The organism is Pseudarthrobacter sp. TRD_SC_9, from assembly GCF_055361265.1.
The window spans coordinates 3,613,903-3,634,769 of the sequence record NZ_CM143956.1; the positions used below are offsets into that span (position 1 = coordinate 3,613,903).

At 63.1% G+C, this 20,867-nt stretch carries 17 protein-coding genes; 10 read left to right on the forward strand and 7 right to left on the reverse strand.

Features of this window, described 5'->3' with window-relative positions; genetic code table 11:
• Window positions 1-303 precede the first annotated feature (303 nt).
• Both ACWA13_RS16940 and ACWA13_RS16945 read right to left on the reverse strand, forming a co-directional pair.
• Window positions 304-3,816: a proline dehydrogenase family protein gene (locus ACWA13_RS16940; protein WP_463935481.1), complete on the reverse strand. Its 3,513-nt coding sequence runs from the start codon at window positions 3,814-3,816 to the stop codon at window positions 304-306.
• A gap of 223 nt (window positions 3,817-4,039) precedes the next feature.
• On the reverse strand, window positions 4,040-5,503 hold the full coding sequence (locus ACWA13_RS16945; protein WP_463935483.1) for an amino acid permease: 1,464 nt from the start codon (window positions 5,501-5,503) through the stop codon (window positions 4,040-4,042).
• Between the two features lie 158 nt (window positions 5,504-5,661).
• Between ACWA13_RS16945 and ACWA13_RS16950 the strand changes: the two genes are divergently transcribed.
• The 3 genes from ACWA13_RS16950 to ACWA13_RS16960 all read left to right on the forward strand — a co-directional run bounded on the left by ACWA13_RS16950 (window position 5,662) and on the right by ACWA13_RS16960 (window position 8,041).
• Window positions 5,662-6,600, forward strand: a complete 939-nt coding sequence (locus ACWA13_RS16950) for a LysR substrate-binding domain-containing protein (RefSeq protein ID WP_463935484.1) — start codon at window positions 5,662-5,664, stop codon at window positions 6,598-6,600.
• A gap of 70 nt (window positions 6,601-6,670) precedes the next feature.
• Window positions 6,671-7,105, forward strand: coding sequence for an aspartate 1-decarboxylase (panD, locus tag ACWA13_RS16955; RefSeq protein WP_463935485.1), 435 nt, complete (start codon window positions 6,671-6,673; stop codon window positions 7,103-7,105).
• Between the two features lie 9 nt (window positions 7,106-7,114).
• A complete protein-coding gene (locus tag ACWA13_RS16960) occupies window positions 7,115-8,041 on the forward strand; it encodes an AEC family transporter (protein ID WP_463935486.1) in 927 nt (308 codons plus the stop codon).
• On the opposite strand, the gene ACWA13_RS16965 is transcribed toward ACWA13_RS16960, so the two are convergent.
• Entirely contained in the window at window positions 8,038-9,027 is a 990-nt protein-coding gene (locus ACWA13_RS16965) for an LLM class flavin-dependent oxidoreductase (RefSeq protein WP_463935487.1), read from the reverse strand. The two genes, ACWA13_RS16960 and ACWA13_RS16965, sit on opposite strands and share 4 nt — an antisense overlap.
• 299 nt (window positions 9,028-9,326) lie before the next feature.
• Here ACWA13_RS16965 and ACWA13_RS16970 point away from each other — a divergent pair, with 299 nt between their 5' ends.
• On the forward strand, window positions 9,327-11,120 hold the full coding sequence (locus ACWA13_RS16970; RefSeq protein ID WP_463935489.1) for a BCCT family transporter: 1,794 nt from the start codon (window positions 9,327-9,329) through the stop codon (window positions 11,118-11,120).
• Window positions 11,121-11,201: 81 nt separating this feature from the next.
• On the opposite strand, the gene ACWA13_RS16975 is transcribed toward ACWA13_RS16970, so the two are convergent.
• The 4 genes from ACWA13_RS16975 to ACWA13_RS16990 form a co-directional block, all read right to left on the reverse strand.
• A complete protein-coding gene (locus tag ACWA13_RS16975; RefSeq protein ID WP_463935491.1) occupies window positions 11,202-12,203 on the reverse strand; it encodes a DUF817 domain-containing protein in 1,002 nt (333 codons plus the stop codon).
• A complete protein-coding gene (locus ACWA13_RS16980) occupies window positions 12,193-13,002 on the reverse strand; it encodes an oxygenase MpaB family protein (protein ID WP_463935492.1) in 810 nt (269 codons plus the stop codon). Before ACWA13_RS16980 ends, ACWA13_RS16975 begins: the two co-directional genes overlap by 11 nt.
• 110 nt (window positions 13,003-13,112) lie before the next feature.
• The gene (locus tag ACWA13_RS16985) at window positions 13,113-13,742 is read right to left on the reverse strand and encodes an isochorismatase family protein (RefSeq protein ID WP_463935494.1); all 630 of its coding nucleotides are present in this window, start codon (window positions 13,740-13,742) and stop codon (window positions 13,113-13,115) included.
• A 51-nt stretch (window positions 13,743-13,793) separates the two neighbouring features.
• Window positions 13,794-14,888 carry an LLM class flavin-dependent oxidoreductase gene (locus ACWA13_RS16990; protein WP_463935496.1) on the reverse strand — a complete coding sequence of 365 codons (1,095 nt, stop codon included), beginning with the start codon at window positions 14,886-14,888 and terminating at the stop codon, window positions 13,794-13,796.
• A gap of 79 nt (window positions 14,889-14,967) precedes the next feature.
• Between ACWA13_RS16990 and ACWA13_RS16995 the strand changes: the two genes are divergently transcribed.
• The 6 genes from ACWA13_RS16995 to ACWA13_RS17020 all read left to right on the forward strand — a co-directional run bounded on the left by ACWA13_RS16995 (window position 14,968) and on the right by ACWA13_RS17020 (window position 20,786).
• On the forward strand, window positions 14,968-15,585 hold the full coding sequence (locus tag ACWA13_RS16995) for a CGNR zinc finger domain-containing protein (protein ID WP_463935497.1): 618 nt from the start codon (window positions 14,968-14,970) through the stop codon (window positions 15,583-15,585).
• 247 nt (window positions 15,586-15,832) lie between these two features.
• A complete protein-coding gene (locus tag ACWA13_RS17000) occupies window positions 15,833-16,159 on the forward strand; it encodes a GNAT family N-acetyltransferase (RefSeq protein WP_463935498.1) in 327 nt (108 codons plus the stop codon).
• Complete coding sequence (locus ACWA13_RS17005; protein ID WP_463935499.1) at window positions 16,152-16,712, forward strand: DinB family protein; 561 nt, start codon at window positions 16,152-16,154, stop codon at window positions 16,710-16,712. Before ACWA13_RS17000 ends, ACWA13_RS17005 begins: the two co-directional genes overlap by 8 nt.
• A 37-nt stretch (window positions 16,713-16,749) precedes the next feature.
• Window positions 16,750-18,450, forward strand: coding sequence for a helicase HerA-like domain-containing protein (locus ACWA13_RS17010; RefSeq protein ID WP_463935500.1), 1,701 nt, complete (start codon window positions 16,750-16,752; stop codon window positions 18,448-18,450).
• Window positions 18,451-18,535: 85 nt separating this feature from the next.
• A complete protein-coding gene (locus ACWA13_RS17015; protein WP_463935502.1) occupies window positions 18,536-19,528 on the forward strand; it encodes a hypothetical protein in 993 nt (330 codons plus the stop codon).
• A gap of 157 nt (window positions 19,529-19,685) precedes the next feature.
• Entirely contained in the window at window positions 19,686-20,786 is a 1,101-nt protein-coding gene (locus ACWA13_RS17020; protein WP_463935503.1) for an epoxide hydrolase family protein, read from the forward strand.
• The last annotated feature ends 81 nt before the right edge of the window (window positions 20,787-20,867 follow it).

Genomic DNA, 20,867 nt, shown 5'->3' on the forward strand with positions numbered 1-20,867 from the left:
TTGCGAAGGCTGCGGAACTGATGAATTCGTTTATCTCGAGTCCTTCGTTCCACCGATCGTCCGGCGGGATGGAAGCATCAAATCTCTCGGTGAGGTCAGCTACACCTGCACCCGGTGTGAAGAATTTTCCGGACATAAGGTGCCCTTTACCTGGGCTCCTGCCGGCTGGTTCCTCGGCTAAGTGGCAAACGGCAGTGGCCGGGCAACCCCTTGGGAAGCCGCCCGGCCACAATCGACGTGTTACAACCTGCTAAGCAATTCAGACCAGCGCTGGATCATTGCTGATCCAGCGCCAGATCAATGCTAGATAAGTCCTTCAGATAGTGCGTTCGGAGTTCCGAACCGGTGCGCGGTGATGCTGACAGCCTGCTCATGCAGGAACGGCAGCAGCTCCACGCGGCCGGCCTCCGTGACCTGGTGCGAGTAAACCGCAAGGTCAGGACGGCCGCCGGTCGCCTCGGCGAGAGCCTTGGCGTCCCCGCCAATCAGCCGGATGCGCGCTCCGGAAAGCTTCCCCGCCGCGGCGAGCTTCGAAGAAGAAGCCAGCCACTCGGCGTCGGACTCCACTGTTACTGAAACATCCAGACCGTCGAGCAACGTGCGCAACTGCGCAGGGAGTTCGACGGCGGCAGAGACCGTAAGTGCCGATCCGGCAAGGACGCCGGCGGCAACTGTACGGAACAGCTCCGCCAGCGGGGCGCCGTCGGAAAGCCTGATGGTGACCGGCAGCGGACGGTAGCGGAACACATTGCGTTCGGCGCTGAGCCCGGAGACATCCCTGGCAGCACCGAACTCTTCAGCCCACGCCTGGGCGTCAGAGGCCAGCGAGCGGTCCAGTACGTCCAGTTCGGCGGGCTCCAGCACATCGGCAGCAGCATCGGCGAGCCGGCGCACTACGGGGTGTGCCGGCTTTGCCGTTGCCGTGCTTTGGGCAGACTTCCAGTCACCCAGGCCTACCAGGTAATTGGGACCGCCGGCCTTGGTTCCGGCACCGACTGCCGACTTCTTCCAGCCTCCGAACGGCTGGCGCTGCACAATGGCGCCGGTGATGCCACGGTTGACGTAAAGGTTGCCCGCCTGGATGGTGTCCAGCCAGGTGGCCAGCTCATCCGGGTTGAGCGAGTGCAGGCCGGCGGTGAGGCCGTATTCGATCTGGTTCTGGATGGCGATTGCCTCTTCCAGAGTCTCAGCAGTCATGACGCCCAGCACCGGTCCGAAGAACTCGGTGAGGTGGAAGTAGCTGCCACGCTGGACGCCGTAGCGCACGCCGGGGCTCCACAGTTTGCCGGTTTCGTCCAGCTTCCTCGGTTCAACTGCCCAGTTTTCACCATCACCGAGGGTGGTCAGCGCATCCAGGAGCTTGCCCTTGGCCGGTTCGATGATCGGCCCCATCTGGCTGCTGGGATCCTCGGGGTAGCCCACCTTAAGGGAGGTGACCGCGTCCACCAGCTGGTTGTGGAAGCGCTTGGATTTGGCCACGGAGCCCACCAGGATCACCAATGAGGCAGCCGAGCACTTCTGGCCTGCGTGGCCGAACGCGGAATACGCCACGTCCTTGGCCGCGAGGTCCAGGTCTGCGCTGGGGGTGACGATGATGGCGTTCTTGCCGCTGGTCTCTGCCAGCAGCGGCAGGTCTTTGCGGAAGGAACGGAACAGCTCGGCTGTCTCGTAACCGCCGGTCAGGATGACGCGGTCAACAGCGGGGTGCGAGATCAGCTGCGTGCCCAGCTCCCGCTCGCCCAGCTGCACCATGGTCAGCACGTCCTTGGGCACACCGGCTTCCCACAGGGCTTCGACCATTACGGCACCGCTGCGGGCGGCCTGCTTTGCGGGTTTGATCACGACGGCGGAGCCTGCCGCGAGTGCCGCGAGGGTGGACCCTGCCGGGATGGCGACCGGGAAGTTCCAGGGCGGAGTCACCACGGTGAGTTTGGCTGGGACGAACGTTGCGCCGTCGACCTTTTCGAGTTTCCGCGCCGATTCGGCGTAGTAGTGGGCAAAGTCGACGGCTTCGCTGACTTCGGGATCGCCCTGGTCAATGGTCTTGCCGGTCTCGCTGGCCATGACCTCAAGCAGGTCTGCCCGGCGGGCTTCCAGGACGTCGCCTGCACGGTGCAGGATTTCGGCCCGCTTGTCGCCGGAGAGGGCGCCCCAGGCCTTGCCCTTTTCGACGGCGGTTTCAATCACCGTGTTGAGGGTGGCTTCGTCGGTGATCAGGGCCGCTGCCACGGAGGCGTTGCCCAACGTCGAGGACGGAACCCGTTCAAGGATGGCGCGGCCCCAGGTGCGGTTGGCCGGCAGCGAGGGGTCGGTGTCCGCGGTGTTTTCGAAGTGGTCGTGCGGCATGGACTGCGGAGCCTGGTTGCGGTCCTGCTGGCGGTTGGCGGGCGGGACGGCGGCATCCAGCTCGTCCAGCGACGCAAGGAAGCGCTGCTTCTCGCGCTCGAACAGCTGCTCGTTCTCACTGAGTTCAAACACCGCGGACATGAAGTTGTCCTGGCTGGCGCCTTCCTCGAGGCGGCGGATCAGGTAGGCGATGGCGACGTCGAACTCGGCCGGGTGCACCACAGGTGTGTAGAGCAAGAGCGAGCCGACGTCCTTCTTCACGGCTTCTGCCTGGCCCTGGGCCATGCCCAGCAGCATCTCGAACTCAATACTCTGCTGTGCGGTATCCGCGATACCGCGCTGCTTGGCCAAAAGCCAGGCGAAGGCGATGTCAAAGAGGTTGTGGCCGGCGACGCCGATCCGGACGTTGCCGATCCGGTCCGGATGCAGCGAGTAGTTAATGACGCGCTTGTAGTTGGTGTCCGAGTCCTGCTTGGTGTTCCAGGTGGCCAGCGGCCAGTCGTGCAGCGAGGATTCCGCCTGTTCCATGGGCAGGTTGGCGCCCTTCACCACGCGGACCTTGATGGCCGCTCCGCCGTTGGCGCGGCGTTCCGCGGCCCAGTCCTGCAGACGGATCATGGCCGCCAGTGCGTCCGGCAGGTAGGCCTGGAGCACAATCCCGGCCTCGAGGGTTTTGAACTCGGGCTTGTCCAGGATCCTGGTGAAGACCGCAATGGTCATGTCCAGGTCCTTGTACTCCTCCATGTCCAGGTTGATGAACTTGGCCTTCTGGCCGGAGCGGGCGAAGGAAGCCGCCCGGGTGAAAAGCGGCGTGAGCTTCTCCACGACGTGTTCCACAGCCTCATCGAAGGCCCAGGCCGAATGCGGTGCCACGGTGGAGGAAACCTTGATGGAGACATAGTCAACGTCGGGACGCGCCAGCAGGGTATGGGTACCTTCCAGTCGACGGGAGGCCTCATGCTCACCGAGAACGGCTTCACCCAGGAGGTTGACGTTGAGCTTGATGCCGTCCTTGCGGATCTTCGCAATGGCCGGGCCCAGCTTGGCGTCGGTTGCATCCACGATGAGGTGGCCCACCATCTCGCGGAGCACCTTGCGGGCAACCGGAATGACTACCTGGGGCAGGACCGGGGCCATGGTGCCACCCAGGCGGACGGCGCTGCGCATGTACCAAGGGAGGAACGCCGGAACTTTAGGAGCCAGGGCTGCCAGGTTGCGGGCGGCGACACGCAGGTCCTCAGGGCGGACGACGCCGTCGACAAATCCGACCGTGAAGTCCAGGCCGTTCGGGTCCTTCAGGACGCCGGCGAGCTGCTGGGCTGACGCATCAACGGGAACCTTCGAAGCTTCAGTGAGCCAGTGACGCACCAGGGCGATGGTTTCATTGGCGAGCGACTGTGCCTGCGGGACGTTTACGTCCACTGCGTCAGCTGCGCTGGTTGGGGAATGCTTTGTTGCCGTCTGGGCCATGGTGTCTACCCGTTTCTTTCTCTCAAGTGGAGGGCTCTTTCCTTCAGTATGAGCTTCCTTTCACATAAGATAAAGCGACGTTTCCTAAGCATTACCCGTTATGAAAACCAACTTGTTGCACCGGACGAACCCACACCTTTCCTGCATTAAATGGCTGGGCCCTCCCGCACTGAAAGTGTGGGAGGGCCGGAGTGTAAAACCCATGGATCCGGGAGGGACTTCCTCAGGCGAGGGGCCGGTGCATATCCACAGCTTCCTGATGGCGCGGGCTGTCCGGGTTCATCAGGGAGTGCTTCTTGCCGTAGAAGAAGTAGATGGCCAAGCCCACTAGCAGCCAGACGCCGAAGCGTGCCCAGGTTTCCCACTCGAGCTGGAACATGAGGAAAGCCGACGCCAGAACGCCGAAGGCCGGAACCACCGGCATCAATGGCAGGCGGAAAGTCCTTGGCGCATCCGGCCTCTTGTAGCGGAAGATGATCACCGCGAGGCAGACCACCACGAAAGCAGCCAGGATGCCGATGTTGGTGAGGTCCGCGACGGCCTTGATGGGGAAGACGCCGGCCAGCAGCGCCGAAGCAACCCCAGCAATCCACGTCACGCGCTGCGGCGTGCCGTTCCGATCGGTCTTCGAGAACCAGCCAGGGAGCAGGCCGTCCCGGCTCATGGAGAACCAGACGCGAGTGACTCCCAGGAGGAAGGTCAGCATCACAGTGAGAATGGACAGCACCGCAAAGACGGAGATGATGGTAGCAATCACCGGCAAGCCGACGCCCGTGAACGCCGACGCGAATCCGGCAGTGGGATCGATGTCTTTGTAGTTCTGCATTCCGGTAAGGACCAGAGTGGCAGCAACATACAGCAGCATGGCGATGATCAGGGAAAGGATGATCGCCTTAGGCATGTGTTTCTTGCCGTCCTTGGCTTCCTCTGCGGCGGTACTCATGGCGTCATAGCCGAAGACGGCAAAGAACACGGTGGCCGCACCGGCGAGGACTGGCCCAAACCCGCTGGGCATGAACGGGTTGTAGTTGTTGGTGTCGATATAGAAGATACCCAGCCCAATGATGAACAGAATAAGGATGACCTTGATGGCCACGGCCACCAACTCAAAGCGGCCAAAGGCTTTGGTGCCGCGAGACAGGATCCAGGTCACGAGGAGGCAAACTACGATGGCCGGAATATTGACGATGCCGCCCTTGCCCTCATCCGCAGTAGAGGCCATCCATACTGGCAGGTGGATGCCAATGCCGGAGAGGAAAGCCTCAAAGTAGCCGGAAATCCCAATGGCCACCACCGCCACGATGGCGATGTACTCCAATAACAGGTCCCAGCCGATGAACCAGCCGATCACCTCGCCCAGCGCCACATAGCCGTAGGTGTACGCGGAACCGGCGCGCGGGATCATGCCGGCGAACTCCGCGTAGGACAGTGCCGCGGCGGCGGATGCCAAGCCCGCAACGAGGAATGAAATCAGCACTGCTGGTCCCACGCCCGGCGTGTCTTCACCGCCGGCTGCCACCAGGCCTGCCAGCGAAAAGATTCCGACGCCGATGATGCCGCCGACGCCAATAGCGGTCAGCTGCCAGAGGCCCAAGGACTTAAACAGCCCACTGTGTTTGTTTTCTTCTTCGATGTCGTCCAGAGGCTTTCGCCTCATGATCGACTGGCTTGCTGGTGATGAACTCATTAGCGTCTCCCGCTAGTTGGGGCCCGGCCGTAGTGCAAGTGTGACGGGCTTAACTTTGTTAGAACAGTATGCAAGCACGGTTGCATTAGATAAAGTGAATACTTCTAAACAATAGTCATTAGTTTTACCAACTTATCTACAACACATCGGGGAAACCAATGCTGGATATCCGCCGCCTCCGCCTGCTGCGCGAGCTGAAAATCCGGGGCACGCTGGCCGAGGTGGCGGAGGCACTCCAGTACAGCCCGTCGTCGGTCTCCCAGCAACTGGCCTTGCTGGAAAAGGAAGCCGGCGTCCAGCTTTTAAGGAAGACCGGACGACGCGTTCAGCTCACGCCCCAGGCTGAAGTACTGGTGGCCCACACGGCGACGCTGCTGCAGACGCTGGAGCAGGCCGAGGCAGACCTCGCGGCATCTCTGACCACAGTTACGGGAACCGTCCGGATCGCCGTTTTCCAGTCCGCTGCCCTCGCGCTGATGCCGGAAGCACTCACCCGGATGGCTACAAAATATCCTGAAGTGCGGATCGAAATGGTCCAGCGCGAACCCGAAACGGCCCTGCACGAAACCTGGGCCCGCGACTTCGACCTGGTGATTGCCGAGCAGTATCCCGGGCACGCCGCCCCGCGCTATGCAGACCTGGACCGGGTGAAGCTCACCACCGACGCCATCCGGCTGGCGGTCCCGCCTGCGGGCGCATTGGGCGGAGAACGCGAAGAAAACCCGATCACCTCGCTGCAGGACACGGCGGACATGCCCTGGGTGATGGAGCCCCGGGGGGCCGCCTCACGCCACTGGGCGGAACAGGCCTGCCGCGGCGCCGGCTTCGAACCCGATGTCCGGTTTGAAACTGCTGACCTGCAGGCGCAGATCCGGCTCATCGAGTCCGGGAACGCCGTGGCGCTGATGCCGGACCTGGTCTGGACCGGACGCGGCACCACCGCCACCCTGCTCGAGCTGCCCGGGAAACCGCACCGTACCGTCTTTACGTCGGTACGCCGATCCAGCGCCCAGCGTCCGGCGATCCTGGCGGCCCGCGAGACGCTGGCTGCAACCGCGGACTCAGTATCGGCGTCGAACGCTGATCTTGAGACCTGAGTAAGGAACGGCCGTTATGTCTCTTGCGTCACTGCGCCGTCCTGAACAGGAACGGTAGACTGTAGCCGTTATGAATCGCACAATGTTCAAGTCCAAAATCCACCGGGCCACGGTCACCCATGCCGACCTTCACTACGTAGGTTCGGTCACCGTTGACCTGGACCTGCTGGACGCTGCGGACATCTTGCCCGGTGAGCTGGTTTCCATAGTGGACGTCACCAATGGCGCCCGGCTGGAAACCTACACGATTGCCGGCGAGCGCGGTTCGGGCGTGATCGGCATCAACGGTGCTGCTGCGCACCTGGCCCACGTGGGCGACGTGGTCATCCTGATCACCTATGCCGAGATGACCACGGCAGAGGCACTGGCCTATGAGCCCAAGGTGGTCCACGTTGACCACGACAATAAGATAGTCCGGCTTGGCAATGACCCCGCCGAAGGGATTACCCCGGGCACCCTGCGTCCGCCGCATGCCTTGAGCAACTTCACCGGCCAGTACAGCTAAACCGCGCGCGTGCTGGACGTACTCGCCGGGTTCTTCGTTGTCTGGGCCATCATCCTGGTGGGGATGTTCGTTGGCCGCCTCAACATCCTGGGACCCGGCGCGCGTTCTGTGCTCAGCGCCCTCGCCTTCTTTGTTGCCAGCCCCGCCCTGCTCTTCGAAACTCTCAGCAACGCCGAACTGGAGCAGGTCTTCGCCACACCCCTGCTGGTGACTGCTGTCGCCGCGGTGACTACCGCCGTCGGGTATTTCGCGATTGTGAAGTTCTGGCTGAAACGGTCGCTGCCGGAGTCGCTGATGTCCTCGATGGCGGCCTCGCTGGCCAACTCTGCCAACCTGGGCATCCCCATCGCTGTTTACGTCCTGGGCGACGCCAGCTACGTGGCGCCACTGCTGATCTTCCAGCTGGCGTTCTTCACTCCGCTGTTCCTGATCCTGCTCGATGCCAGCACCAGCAAGCACCGAACCACTCCCCTGACCTTCGTGCTGATGATCCTGAAGAACCCCATGATTGTGGGCAGCGGCCTGGGCCTCCTGGTGGCCGGCATGAACTGGCAGGTGCCGGCGTTGGTCATGGAGCCCATTCACCTGATCGGCGGCGCGGCCATTCCGGCCATGCTGCTTGCTTTCGGGATCAGCCTCAACGGCAGCAGGCCGCTGCAGGCTGCGGCCGGACGCCGCACGGATACCTTACTGGCCAGCGCCTTCAAGCTGATTGTCCAGCCCGGGATTGCGTACCTCTTTGCCCGTTTCGTCATGGGCCTGGACGGGCACGCCCTGTTCGCGGTGGTGGTGGTTACCTCACTGCCTACAGCCCAGAATGTTTTTGTCGCCTCCAGCCGCTACGACACCGGCCTGACAGTGGCCAAGGACACCGTCCTGGTGACCACGATCGTGGCTGTCCCGGCGATGATCGGCGTGGCACTGCTGCTCACTTAGGCGGGGACCAGCCCGGCGACGTCGGCCAGCAACTCCACAGAGCGAAGGCGGCCCGCCGTGTCGGAGCTCTGGTGCGCCACGATGAGTTCGTCCGCGTCGGCATGAGCAGCAAACTCGTCCAGGTACTCCATCACGGCGTCCGGGGTACCAACAGCTGAGTAGCGCATCATTTGGCTGATGTGCTGGCCCTGCGGCGAGTCGAGCACCATGTCCGCCTCGTCGTCGGTGAATTCCCGTCCGCCACCGAAAAACAGGGAAACTCGAGCGCGCTTGGTGGCAACGAGATCAGCATGCGCCTCGGCGGCGGAATCGGCGGCGATCACGTTCACTCCGGCGATCACGTGCGGTGCGTCCAGTTGCGCGGAGGGCTTGAACTCCCGGCGGTAAATGGCCACCGCATCCTGCAGGGCCTGCGGGGCGAAGTGCGAGGCGAACGCATACGGCAGGCCCAGCTGAGCTGCCAGCCGCGCACCGAACAGCGACGAGCCGAGGATGTAGAGCGGAACATTGGTGCCTTTGCCCGGCGTCGCTTCCACACCCTGGATCCGGGTGGGGCCAGTGAGATAGCCCTGCAGCTCCAGGACATCCTGAGGGAAGGAATCGGCGGACATCGGGTCCCGGCGAAGGGCGCGCAGCGTGTTCTGGTCGCTGCCGGGAGCCCGGCCAAGGCCGAGGTCTATCCGCCCCGGATGCAGGGTTTCCAGGGTACCGAACTGCTCGGCAATGGTCAGCGGGGAGTGGTTGGGCAGCATCACGCCGCCGGCTCCCAAGCGGATGGACTTCGTGTGCGCGGCGATATGGGCAATCAACACACTGGTGGCGGACGATGCAATCGAGGACATGTTGTGGTGCTCCGCGTACCAGATCCGGCGGTAGCCGCGCTCCTCCGCCAGCTGCGCCATCGCCACACTGCCCGCAAAGCTCTCCCCCGCCGTCTGGCCTTTGCCGATAGTCGCCAAGTCAAGGATGGAGAGGGGAAGCGTCACGTTGGTGCCGGCCTTTCAATTCGTTGCGCAGAAATGTGCACGCCGGGATACGGCGGGACATCTGTCGACAACGACGCCGGAGCCCCGGATATTTCTGTCGCCCGGGTGGGATGCCGCACAGGAATAGCGAAGTCCTCCCTCCCCCGAAGCGCTTATATCGGCAATGGCAGGACAATGCAATAGGTTCCGGATTGAAAGTTTCACCGCAGTGGGTAGTGTGGAACAACAACTCCACAACGCCTGGAGGCCCGGCGTTGCTAAGCGGCATGACTAGCTGGCACCTATCAAGGAGCACAACCATGACCACCAAGACAACCAATAACTCGGCGGCAGGACCGCCTCACAAACCAGAAGATCAAGCAGGAACCAGCACGGTACAAGGGTCGCGATTGGCGCTTCCGGTATTCATTCCGGCAGCAGCAATAATCGTTGTTTTCGTGACGTATGCGCTCGTTCAACCAGAAGCCGCCTCGGCACTGTTCGCTGGCCTGCAGGAAAATGTCATCGGCGCTTTTGGCTGGTATTACGTACTTATCGTTGCCTTCTTCGTCGTCTTCGCCCTTTGGATGGGCTTTAGCCGCTACGGCGATATCACCTTGGGTAAGGACGACGACAAACCCGAGTTCTCCCTGATGTCCTGGTTTGCCCTGCTGTTCGCGGCGGGCATGGGCATCGGCCTGGTTTTCTGGGGCGTCGCCGAACCGCTCAACCATTTCGCCAGCCCCCGCCCCGGAGTTACCGGCACGGATCTTGAGCTTGGCCAGCAGGCGATCACCCAGACGTTCCTGCACTGGGGTCTGCATGCCTGGAGCATCTACGTGGTGGTGGGTCTGGCCATCGCCTACGCGGTACACCGCAAAGGCCGGCCTATTTCCATCCGTTGGACTCTGGAACCGCTCCTGGGCAGCCGCGTGCGCGGCGCGTGGGGCCACGCCATCGACGTCGTCGCCCTGGTGGGAACACTCTTTGGCGTCGCCACCTCCCTGGGCTTGGGAGTCCTGCAGATTTCCGCCGGACTGGACACCGCCGGAATCCTGGCTGCCACCCAGAGCACGCAGATTGGCTTGATCCTCTGCATTACCACCCTCACGATCGTTTCAGTGATCTCGGGTGTAGGCCGCGGTATGAAGTGGCTGTCCAACATCAATCTGGTACTTGCGGCCGTGTTGCTGCTGGTGGTTCTCTTCGCCGGTCCCACGCTGTTCCTGCTTCGCGAGTTTGTGCAGTCAATCGGTAATTATTTCCAGAACGTCCTGGGTCTGACGTTCAACACGCTGGCTTTCTCCGGTGCCGAGGGTGAGGCCTGGCAGGGCGCCTGGACAACCTTCTACTGGGGCTGGTGGATGTCCTGGGCACCCTTTGTCGGCATCTTCATTGCCCGTATTTCCAAAGGCCGTACGGTCCGCGAGTTCGTGGCAGGTGTCCTGTTGGTTCCCACATTGGTTGGCTTCCTGTGGTTCTCCGTCCTGGGCGGATCGGCCATCTACCGGCAGATCTTTGGCCAGGGCGGGCTGGTAGCTGACGACGGCAGCGTTGACACCGAAAACGCGCTCTTTGGGTTGCTGGGCGACCTTCCCGGTGGCCCGGCCCTAATGATCGGCGCCATTTTACTGATTGCCATCTTCTTCATCACGTCCGCCGACTCCGGTGCGCTGGTGATGAGCATGATCTCCACCGGCGGCGACGCCCATCCGAAGAACTGGATCCGTGTCTTCTGGGCCGTCCTGGCTGCCGCTGTGGCCATCGCGCTGTTGCTGGTGGGAACGGAAGGGCTGGCGTCCATCCAGACAGCTGCCATCCTGACAGCCCTGCCGTTCAGCATCGTGATGCTGTTGATGTGCCTCTCAACGGCCAAGGCCTTCCACGGCGAGCACCGCGCCTTCCTGGTTGCCCAGCGCAAAATGGCGCAGGCAGTTATGGTGGAGCACGTCCATGAGGAGGTGTCGGGGCGCGTGTCCGACCAGGTTGCCGATCAGGTTGCCGAAAGCATGTCCGAGGAGGTGGAGCGCCAGATCCAGGAGCACTTCTCCGATCAGGATGCCGAACAGCCGGCACCGGCCCACGACTCCAAGAAGGACAAGAGCCCGCAGTAGGCTCCTGTTGGTCCCAGGCTGGCTCAAGCCGGAACTTTCGACGGCGGCGCTCCCCACGCGGGAGGGCCGCCGTCGTTTTGTTTAACTCCCGGCGGGAGGCAGCACGGCAGAAGATCGATGAAGTCCGCCGGGCTCTGTACCTGATTCTGGCGGACCAGCAGGGACGGGCGGCTCCGGCTTGTAGACCCAGGCCACCAGCACCACCGAGATGATCATCAGCAGGAACCACGCCACCAGCTTGTCCAGCGACACAAGATGCCAGCCGTTCACCTGACTCGGGTAGAGCCAGGCGCCGGACCAGGTGGCGATATTTTCCGCGATCCAGATGAACAACGCCACCAACAGGAACGCGACGGTCAACGGCATCCGGAAACCATGGCGGAACACCCGGTAGTGCATCACGCACCGTCCATAGAGAACCACGACAGCGGCCAGCAGCACCCAGCGTGCGTCCCAGAAATAGTGGTGGGTAAAGAAGTTGACGTAGATGGCTCCCGCGAGGACCGCCGTCGTCCAGCGGCGTGGATATTGCGCGAACTTCAGGTCAAAAAGGCGGTAGACGCGCACCATGTAGGAACCCACAGCCGCGTACATAAAGCCGCTGAAGAGCGGAACTGCGCCGATGCGCAGGAAGCCTTCAGCCTCGTAGGACCAGGAGCCGACGTCGGTCTTGAACAGCTCCATGACCGTGCCCACCAGGTGGAAGAGCACGATCACCCGGAGTTCGCGGAGGGTTTCCAGCCGGAAGGTGACCATGAGGATCTGGATGGCGACGGCAGCGAGGGTCAGGAAATCGTTCCGGACCAACGCGGCGTCCTGCGGATACCAGAGACGCGCAGCCATCAGCACGGCAAGCAATGCGGCCCCGAAGACGCACGCCCAGGCCTGTTTGAGGCCGAACGCCACAAACTCGGTGATCCGGGCGCGGATACCGCTGGCGGGGCCCACGGACAGGAGCCGCCGGGCACGCTGATCCAGCGAGCGCTCCACGGCCGTAAAACTGCGTTTGGTGCCAGGCAGCTCGCTGTCGGAAACACTGCCAGCTGTATTGTCGCGCCTGCCGGCGAACGGATCAGGCCGCATCAAGCCGCTCCAGGCAGTAGTTCTTGAACCAGTGGCGGAGCCGCTTCGGCAGCCGTGGGTAGACCGCCGCAAGTACCTTCAGGGTCCGGTCAAAGTGGCGTCCATGGCGTTCGCTCCAGGGCAGGCCGAAGCCGGTCCGCAGGTGTTCGGGCAGTAGTCCGGCGGTCAGGAACCGGGCCAGCGGCATGCTCAGCCGCAGCCACAGCGGTCCGCCCGCCGGGTACAGGAGATTGCGGGCAACGCTCAGGGCAGGCTCTTCGGCTTTGAGGCTGGCCAGGCGTTGGTGCCAATACCCGGCAAACGCGGCGCGGTCGGCGGGCCACAGCTCGTGCGGAAGTTGCAAGGCCGTGCCAATCCTGGCGTAATCGCGGTAGACGAGGTCCGCGGCCTCATCATCCAGCGGCCCATAGATCTTCTCGTAGACAGTGGCGGCAGTGTCGTAAAGCGTTGCAACGACCCACAGCTGCGAGTGGGCGTCGAAGGCGCTGTATCCGTCGGACCCGGAACCTGCGCGGTTCTGTGCATCTGGGCGGCTTTGTGCATCGGGACGGCTGCGGACCGGAGCATGGGCGCGGTTCACGTTGCGCCGCACGGCAGCCAGCTGCGCCTCATTTCCGTACACCACGGCATAGACATAGGTCATGGTGGAGAGCAGCCGGTCCAGCGGCCGCTCGGAGAAGTTGCTGTGCTCGGCAACGCCACGGCCCACCGCAGGATCCGCGATCTGCAGCAGGATGGCCCGGCCGGCGCCCGCGAGTAAAACACCCTCAGCACCAATGTCGGCTAGTCCTCGCACCATCCCCACACGATACCGGAGGGGAAGAAGGAAGGGGCGACCGCGGGACCATGAGCTGACCGTCAAACAGCGGGTCGCCCAGCGCATTTCCGCTTGGGGCCATACCCCTGTTTCTACCGGATGCCGCGGCCTTGTTGGGCGGAGGTGACGAGGTCGCTCTTGATTAGCGTCGCTCCTGTACGCAGTGCTTTGGTCCAGGTCCCGGTATCGGTGACCGCGGCCCAGTTCGAGTGCAGTAGTGCCATGAGGGTCTCGTGCACCTGACGTGCAGAGGCGGTGCCGGCGTCGTTGGCGAGGTCAATTGCTCCGGTTGCGTCTGCGAGGACTTCGACGGTAAACCCAAGGGGCTCGGCGGCAGCGGCGGAGGCGATCACACAGTTATTTGTCATGTAGCCAACGAGCGTAATCGTGTCGATGCCTTGTTCACGCAACCAGGTCTCGAGGTCGGTGGCGGCGAAGATACTGGAGAACTGCTTGCCGATGCGCTTGGCTGCCGCGTCCTCATGGGCGGTTACGCCGGGGTGGTTTCGCCAGGTCGCCGATCCGGCTCCGAACACCGGGGCTTCGGCCGGAAGCTCATGCTGGACGAGCACTACCGGCGTTCCCGTCTGCTCTGCTGCCTCGATCGCGGTCTGGATGCTGGCGATGGATTGATCACGTGCCGGGTACTGAATGGGAAGCAGTCCGTCGAAGTATTCCTGTTGGGCGTCAATGACGATCAGGGCTCGGTGGGGTGCTGTCATGGGATTCTCCTCCAAGGGGTGTGTTGTGAACGACGGAGTGCCGGAATGGCACTATTGCGCAGTAGCCGGTAGCGGTGCATTCAGGTGCGGGAGTTCGTAGTGATCAGCCATCAAAACTATCCCGTGCCGGTCGAGAGTTGCCGAGTGGCCGCCGACGACGAGCATCACCTCATCAACACCGGTGCGCTCGTGCAGGGCTTCGAGACGGTCGGCGACAGTAACGGCGGTGCCATGAAAACTGCGGCTGGTGTAGGCATCGAGGATCTGCCGCTCCTGGATGGTTGCCGGGTACGCGTCGACCTCGTCTGGAGGCAGGAGCAGATAGCCCTCACTTTTGAACATACGCAGCATCGCCATCGCTGATGTCGCCGCCTGCCGTTTCGCCTCCACCGGGTCGTCGCTGATCGCCACGGGCACGCTGACAAGGCTGTAAGGCTCGGCAAGCATGTCGGAGGGCTGGAAGCTCTCCCGGTACAGACGCATAGCAGTGTCGATGTCGGCGTCGCCAAACTGCAATGCGAACGCATACGGTCGGCCGAGCCGCCCGGCCAACCGCGCCGAGTAGGGAGAAGAGCCCAGCACCCAAACTTCCGGCGTGGTCACGGTTGCAGGGACCCGGTTTTCCCTCGCCTGCCAGGGACCGGGAACCGCGTGGACGTGCCGGTAGGGGTGTCCGGAAGGGAACCCGTCACCCAGGAACCCGAGCAACTCGAGCACCTGATGCGGGAATTCATCGTTGGCTTCCGCACCCCTGCGCAACGCGGCAGCGGTCGCCGCATCAGTGCCCGGGGCCCGCCCCAGACCAATGTCAATCCGGCCCGGGGCGAGAGCCTCGAGCATCCCGAACTGCTCGGCAATCAGCAACGGGGCATGGTTGGGCAGCATCACCCCTCCGGCACCAAGGCGGAGTTGAGTCGTCTCCGCGATGAGGCGGGCGATCATCAATTGCGGTGAAGACACCGACGTCGCGCCCATCCCATGATGTTCAGACATCCAGAACCGGTGATAGCCCCGCTGGTCCGCCGTCCGCGCCAGCGAGACAGTACCCGCGAGGCCCTCCCCTGCGGTCATCCCGACACCGGTTCCCCCGGCGGAAAGCACAGACAACGTGAACGGGGACGTGCCGGATGATCGTCCGAACTGCATACAAGCTCCTCACGGAAAAACGGGCTTTTGGCGTGATGGAAGCGTAACACCTGTCTCATGTTTAAACGAAACTGATACCATGAGAACCATGTCAGAGACACTGCCCGTGGCCCCAGGCGCGCAAGAGCATCCCAGCCTTGCGCTGGTCAACAGCATCAGGGAACTACCCGGGGGCAAACGCTACGACGAGCTGGGCCAACCTGACGACGCCGCGGCCTGGCTGGTGGCACACGATCTCATCGCACCGGAGACTGTGCTGCACGAGCACTGCCGAGGCAGGCTGGCAGCGCTGCGTGCAGATCTGCGGGATCTCTTCAAGGCGCACACCACCGGGGACGTCCCCCCGACAGCGGCCGTGCATGCTCTTAACCGTGCGCTGACTTGTGCACCCGGGGCGCTCCTGCTTCAGTTCGACCCGGCCGTAGGATTCACCCGCAGCGCCAGTCATCCCGTGACACAGGTCGTGGAGCACGTCATGGCTGTTATCGCCGATGACGCCGCCTCCCTGCTAAGCGGCGACCAGGCATCGGTGCTCGCCTCCTGCGAAGCCGACGGCTGCCGGCGGTTCTTCCTCCGCACACACGCGCGACGGCAGTGGTGCTCAACCCGTTGCGGCGACCGGGTCCGCGCCGCACGCGCCTACGCACGCAAACGCGCCACACAGCGTGAGCCGAACCAGGCCCAAATGTCCTTCTAGCAGGCCGCGATGCTTACCCGGGAGCCTTCGATGCGGCCGCGGGGGTACACGTTGCGGAGCATCTCTGAAGGCACAGAATGGCCCTTTAATGGGAACATGCCCGCTAAAGCAACTGCCGCCGTCGACCTCCTGCCCAGTACCGCGGACGACGCCGGATGGCTGGCGGAGTTACGGGCCGTCGTCCTGCGTCCGGATCTGGAACGACTGGAGCGGTTCGATGCCGATCGCGTCCGCCAAAGGTTCCTCAATGCATTCGCGCCAGAGGCACACGTGGATCATCACCTCCGAGGGGGAACCCGCCGGCGTGATTGCCGTCCGGCCCGCGGTGGAGGAAATGTGGATCGAGCACTTTTATGTCTCCCCGCAGTTTCAGGGCTCGGGAATCGGTTCGGAAGTGTTGGCCCGGGTGCTGGAGCGGCATGCGGACCATCGGCCGTTCCGGCTCAACGTGCTGCAGGGCAGCCCGGCACGACGCCTGTATGAGCGCCACGGATTTGTACTGGAAAGTGAAGATCAGGTGGACGTTTTTATGGTGCGACCGGTCGTTGCAGGCAAGAATGAAACCCATGACTGAAGAACCGGCACGCTGGACCCAGGCCACCGTCTACGCGGACATGTGGGTTGACCCGGACGACGACCCCCGTGAGAGCAACGGTGCCAGTCCGGACGGCGAGCTTGCTACGTTGCAGGACTACCTGGCGAACTACCGGCTGACGCTGCTGATGAAGTGCGAAGGCCTTGATGCGGAACAACTGGCCCGGCGATCCGTTCCGCCGTCCACCATGTCGCTCCTGGGCCTGCTTCGGCACCTGGTCGAAGTGGAACGGGACTGGCACAACTGGATCGGCGACGACGAACCGCTGCCGAAGCTCTATGGCAAACGTGATGCCGACTTCGATGGTGCCGTCGCAGACCCCGCCCAGGTAGAGGCCGCGTATGCCGATCTGGCACGCGAACAGGCCGCAACCGATGCTGCGCTGGCCAGGCATCCGGAACTTGGCGAGCGTGTGGGCAAGGACGGGATCGCTGTCCGGGAGCTGATGGTTCATCGGATCGAGGAATACGCCCGGCATTGCGGCCACGCTGACCTGCTGCGCGAATGCGTCGACGGACGGGTGGGGCAGTAGCCGCCAATCTGTCGCACTCCCCAGCTAAGCTGGCCGCATGGCCAAAGAGACCAAGACCACAGCAGAAAAGCTCGCCACTCTCCAGAAGGGCTACACGCTGGAAGGTGCCACGATCGAGCTCGGCGCCGCAATTGTGGACGGCGAACTTCACAAGGAGGCGCAGGTCCGCCTGCCGCTTTCCATGATGAACCGGCATGGACTGGTTGCCGGCGCCACCGGTACCGGCAAGACCGTCACCCTGCACATGATGGCCGAGCAGCTGTCCAGTGCCGGCGTCCCGGTTTTCCTCGCGGACATCAAGGGTGATTTGTCCGGCCTGGCCACCGCCGCAACAGCCAGCGGGAAACTGACCGCCCGCACGGAGAGCATCGGCCAGGCCTGGTCCGGAAAGACGTATCCGGTGGAGTTCCTTGCGCTGGGCGGCGACGGCAACGGCGTCCCGGTCCGCGCCACCGTAACGTCCTTCGGCCCCATCCTGCTCTCCCGTGTGATGGACCTCAACGACACCCAGGAGTCCAGCCTGCAGCTGGTCTTCCACTTCGCTGACAAGAAGAACCTGGAGCTGATCGACCTCAAAGACCTCCGCTCCGTCATCACTTTCCTTACCTCCGAGGAGGGCAAGGCGGACCTGTCAGAGCTGGGCGGGTTGTCCAAGGCTACCGCCGGCGTCATCCTCCGCGAACTGGTCAATCTGGAAGCCCAGGGCCTGGAGAAGTTCTTTGGTGAACCGGAGTTCGACACCGCCGAGTTACTCCGCACGGCCCCCGACGGCCGCGGCGTCATCAGCTGCCTGGAACTTCCCACGCTGCAGACCAAGCCCATGCTGTTCTCCACCTTCCTGATGTGGCTTCTGGCCGACCTCTTCGAGGACCTGCCCGAGGCCGGCGATCTGGATAAGCCGAAGCTGGTCTTTTTCCTGGACGAGGCCCACCTGCTGTTCAGCGGCGCTTCCAAGGCCTTCCTCGACGCCATCACCACTACTGTCCGGCTGATCCGGTCAAAGGGCGTTGGCATCTTCTTCGTCACGCAGACCCCCAAGGACGTGCCGGCTGCTGTCCTCGGCCAGCTGGCCAACCGTATCCAGCACGCCCTGCGCGCCTTCACTCCTGAGGACGCCAAGGCGCTCAAGGCCACCGTCTCCACCTTCCCGGTCAGCGACTACGATCTCGAAGAGACCCTGACGTCAGCCGGAATCGGTGAAGCCGTCATCACGGTCATGAACGAAAATGGTGCACCGACCCCGGTAGCCCACACCCGGCTGCGCGCGCCGGAGTCCGTGATGGGGCCCAGCGCCGAGGACCTCATCAAAAGCACCGTGGCTGGTTCCGCGCTGCTCGGCAAGTACGGCACCCCGGTGGACAACGTCTCCGCCTTCGAGTTACTCACCGGGAAGGGCGCACCCGCCACGGGGCCCGCCACGCCGGGCGAACCTCCGGTTCCGGGGGCACTGGACGTAGACGAAGAAGCGCGCCGCATCGAGGAAGCGATCCTGGGGCGTCCCAGCAGCAGGCCACTTCCGACGCCGGCGCCCGGGTCCCCGCGGCAGGCACCTCCCGCGGCTCCCGCCCCGCTGCCCGTACCCCGTCACCAGGACTCCGGCATGGTTGGTGATCTCGCCGATGCCCTTGGTGGGGCGTTGGGCGGCGGTCTCAAAAGCATGGCCCGTTCCATGGGGACCCAGCTGGGCCGAGAGCTGCTCCGAGGCGTCTTTGGCACCTCTTCCCGGCGCCGCCGCTAAGGCGCCTTGACCGCCACATTGCGTGCCGCGGTCGTACTTGACAAGGGGAATTTGTGAGCTGGCAGGTAACGTAGGGGGCGTGCAGATGAGTCAGGCGTTGGTCAGGATTGCAGCCGGATGGCTGCTGGGCCTGATGCTTGCTGTTGCTGCAGCCATTGTTGCCGTGAACATCGTCAACAACACCGTGTCCAGTCCGCACCAGCCTGTCCGGGAGTATTTGGCTGCCCTGCAGAGCGGTGAAGGCGGCAAGGCTTTGGGCCTGCTTCGAGCCACGGTTCCGCCCAATGACCCATCCATGCTGGACGGCACAGCGCTCCAGACCGCCACGTCCCGCATCACGGACGTCAAGCTGGGCAAGCCGGAGCCACAGGACGGGAACCGCGTCAAGGTTCCAATGGACTACACCATCGACGGCAGCCAGCTCAGTACGGAGTTCCTGCTGGAAAAGGCAGGCACTGAGTGGCTGTTCTTCAACACCTGGGCCTTTGTCCCGGCACCGTTGCCCCAAGTAGAAGTCAGCGTGGTCAACTCCGTGGAGGCCACCCTCAACGGAGTGCCGGTCAACATGCCCGACGGTAAGAATTCCTTCGCCGTTTTCTACCCGGGCGAGTATGAGGCGTCGCTTAATGGCGCGTACTTTGCCGCCGCCGCAAGCCGGGCCACAGTGACGGGCCGGGACCTGCCGGTTGCCCCGTTGACCCTGCTGACGCAGGCAACGCAGCAATTGAAGGACGACGTCGGCGCCAAGGTCCGCGAGTTCCTGGACAGCTGCGCAGCGGACGCAACCCGGGAACAGCGGCTGCAGCCCGACTGCCCGTTCTACCATGTCAGCCGGAACAACATCACGCCCGGATCAATTAACTGGACTGTGACTGCCTACCCGGAAATCAGTATCGAGCCCTTCGACGGCCGCTGGGTAGTTGCTCCGCTGGACGGCAAGGCGAAGGTTACCGGCAAACAACAGGACTCCTTCTCCGGGGCGTACTTCCCGCTCAACGAGGAAGTGGCGTTCAGCTTCACCACCCGCCTCGACGTCACTAGTGAAGCCGTCAACCTCACCCCGCAGCTGAGCTACTAGACGAGCCGCGAACGCCTTTGCCTGAGACAAGATGTCAGGAGGACACGCTGTTACCCAGGCTCGGATGGCCGACCCTGTTGTCATGCCAAACGACCCCAACCTTGTGGATCACAACCGGATAGGCAACAAGGCCCTAACGGGCCGATAGCATTCAATCATGGAGACATTCCGCATCAATGTACCCGAATCCGACCTAGCCGACCTGCGGCAACGCCTCACACGCTCGCGTCTTCCCGCACAGACCCCGGGCGCCGATTGGACGGCTGGCGTGCCGATGAACTACCTGCACGATCTTCTCACCCACTGGCAGTACGGCTTCGACTGGCGAGCACAAGAAGAATGGCTCAACTCGTTCCCGCAGTTCACGGCTCAGATTGATGGCCAGATGGTGCATTTTGTTCACTTGAAGTCGGCAAATCCCGGAGCAACGCCCATCATCGTCCTTCATGGCTGGCCTTACTCCTTCGCAGACATGCTTGCGCTCGCGCCGTTGCTACCCGACTTCGACCTGGTAATCCCATCCCTGCCGGGCTACGGCTTTTCTGAAGCCCCCAACGGACACTTCACGGATGTTACGACGGCCGCAGTCATGCACTTACTCATGACGGATGTCTTGGGTTATGGGAGGTACGGAACATACGGTGAAGACATTGGCGCGGCAGTTAGTCACAGCCTTGCCGTCCAGTTCCCTGAGTCCGTCATAGGTATTTTCGTCACGCACCCTGCTGTCCCCGACAGCGACGAGCGGGCGGACCTTTCGCAGCAGGAGATAGCTTTTCTCGCCTGGCTGGAGGACGAGTGGGACGGGGAGACGGCATACGCCCAGATGCAAGGCACTCGACCAGATATCGCGGCGGCCGCTCTCAACGATTCTCCCGCGGGCCTTGCGGCGTGGATCGTCGAGAAGTTCCGCAACTGGAGCGACCGCCACAGCGGGCCAGCCGAACTTACCCTGGACGAGAAGTTCACTCGCGAGGACCTCCTGACGACCGTCTCGCTCTACTGGTTCACGCAAACAATCGGATCCTCGTTCCGCTCGTACTATGACTTCCGGCATCGTGCCAAACGACAGATTGTGAGCGTTCCGGCTGCAATTGCAGTCGGTCAAGGCGATCTCGGCTATCCGGTTGAGTTAGCAAAACGTTGCTACACCGACATCCGGGCTTTTACAATCCTGCCCCGCGGTGGCCATTTCATGGCGAAGGAAGAGCCAGCACTGGTGAGTTCATGCATGCGTCATTTCTTCACCGATCTGTGAAGACGGTGCTTTTCCGCCCTTCAAGGGCGCGCGGATAGACGCCCCGCCGTCCGCATAAGTGGGCCGCCAAGTCGCGCAAAA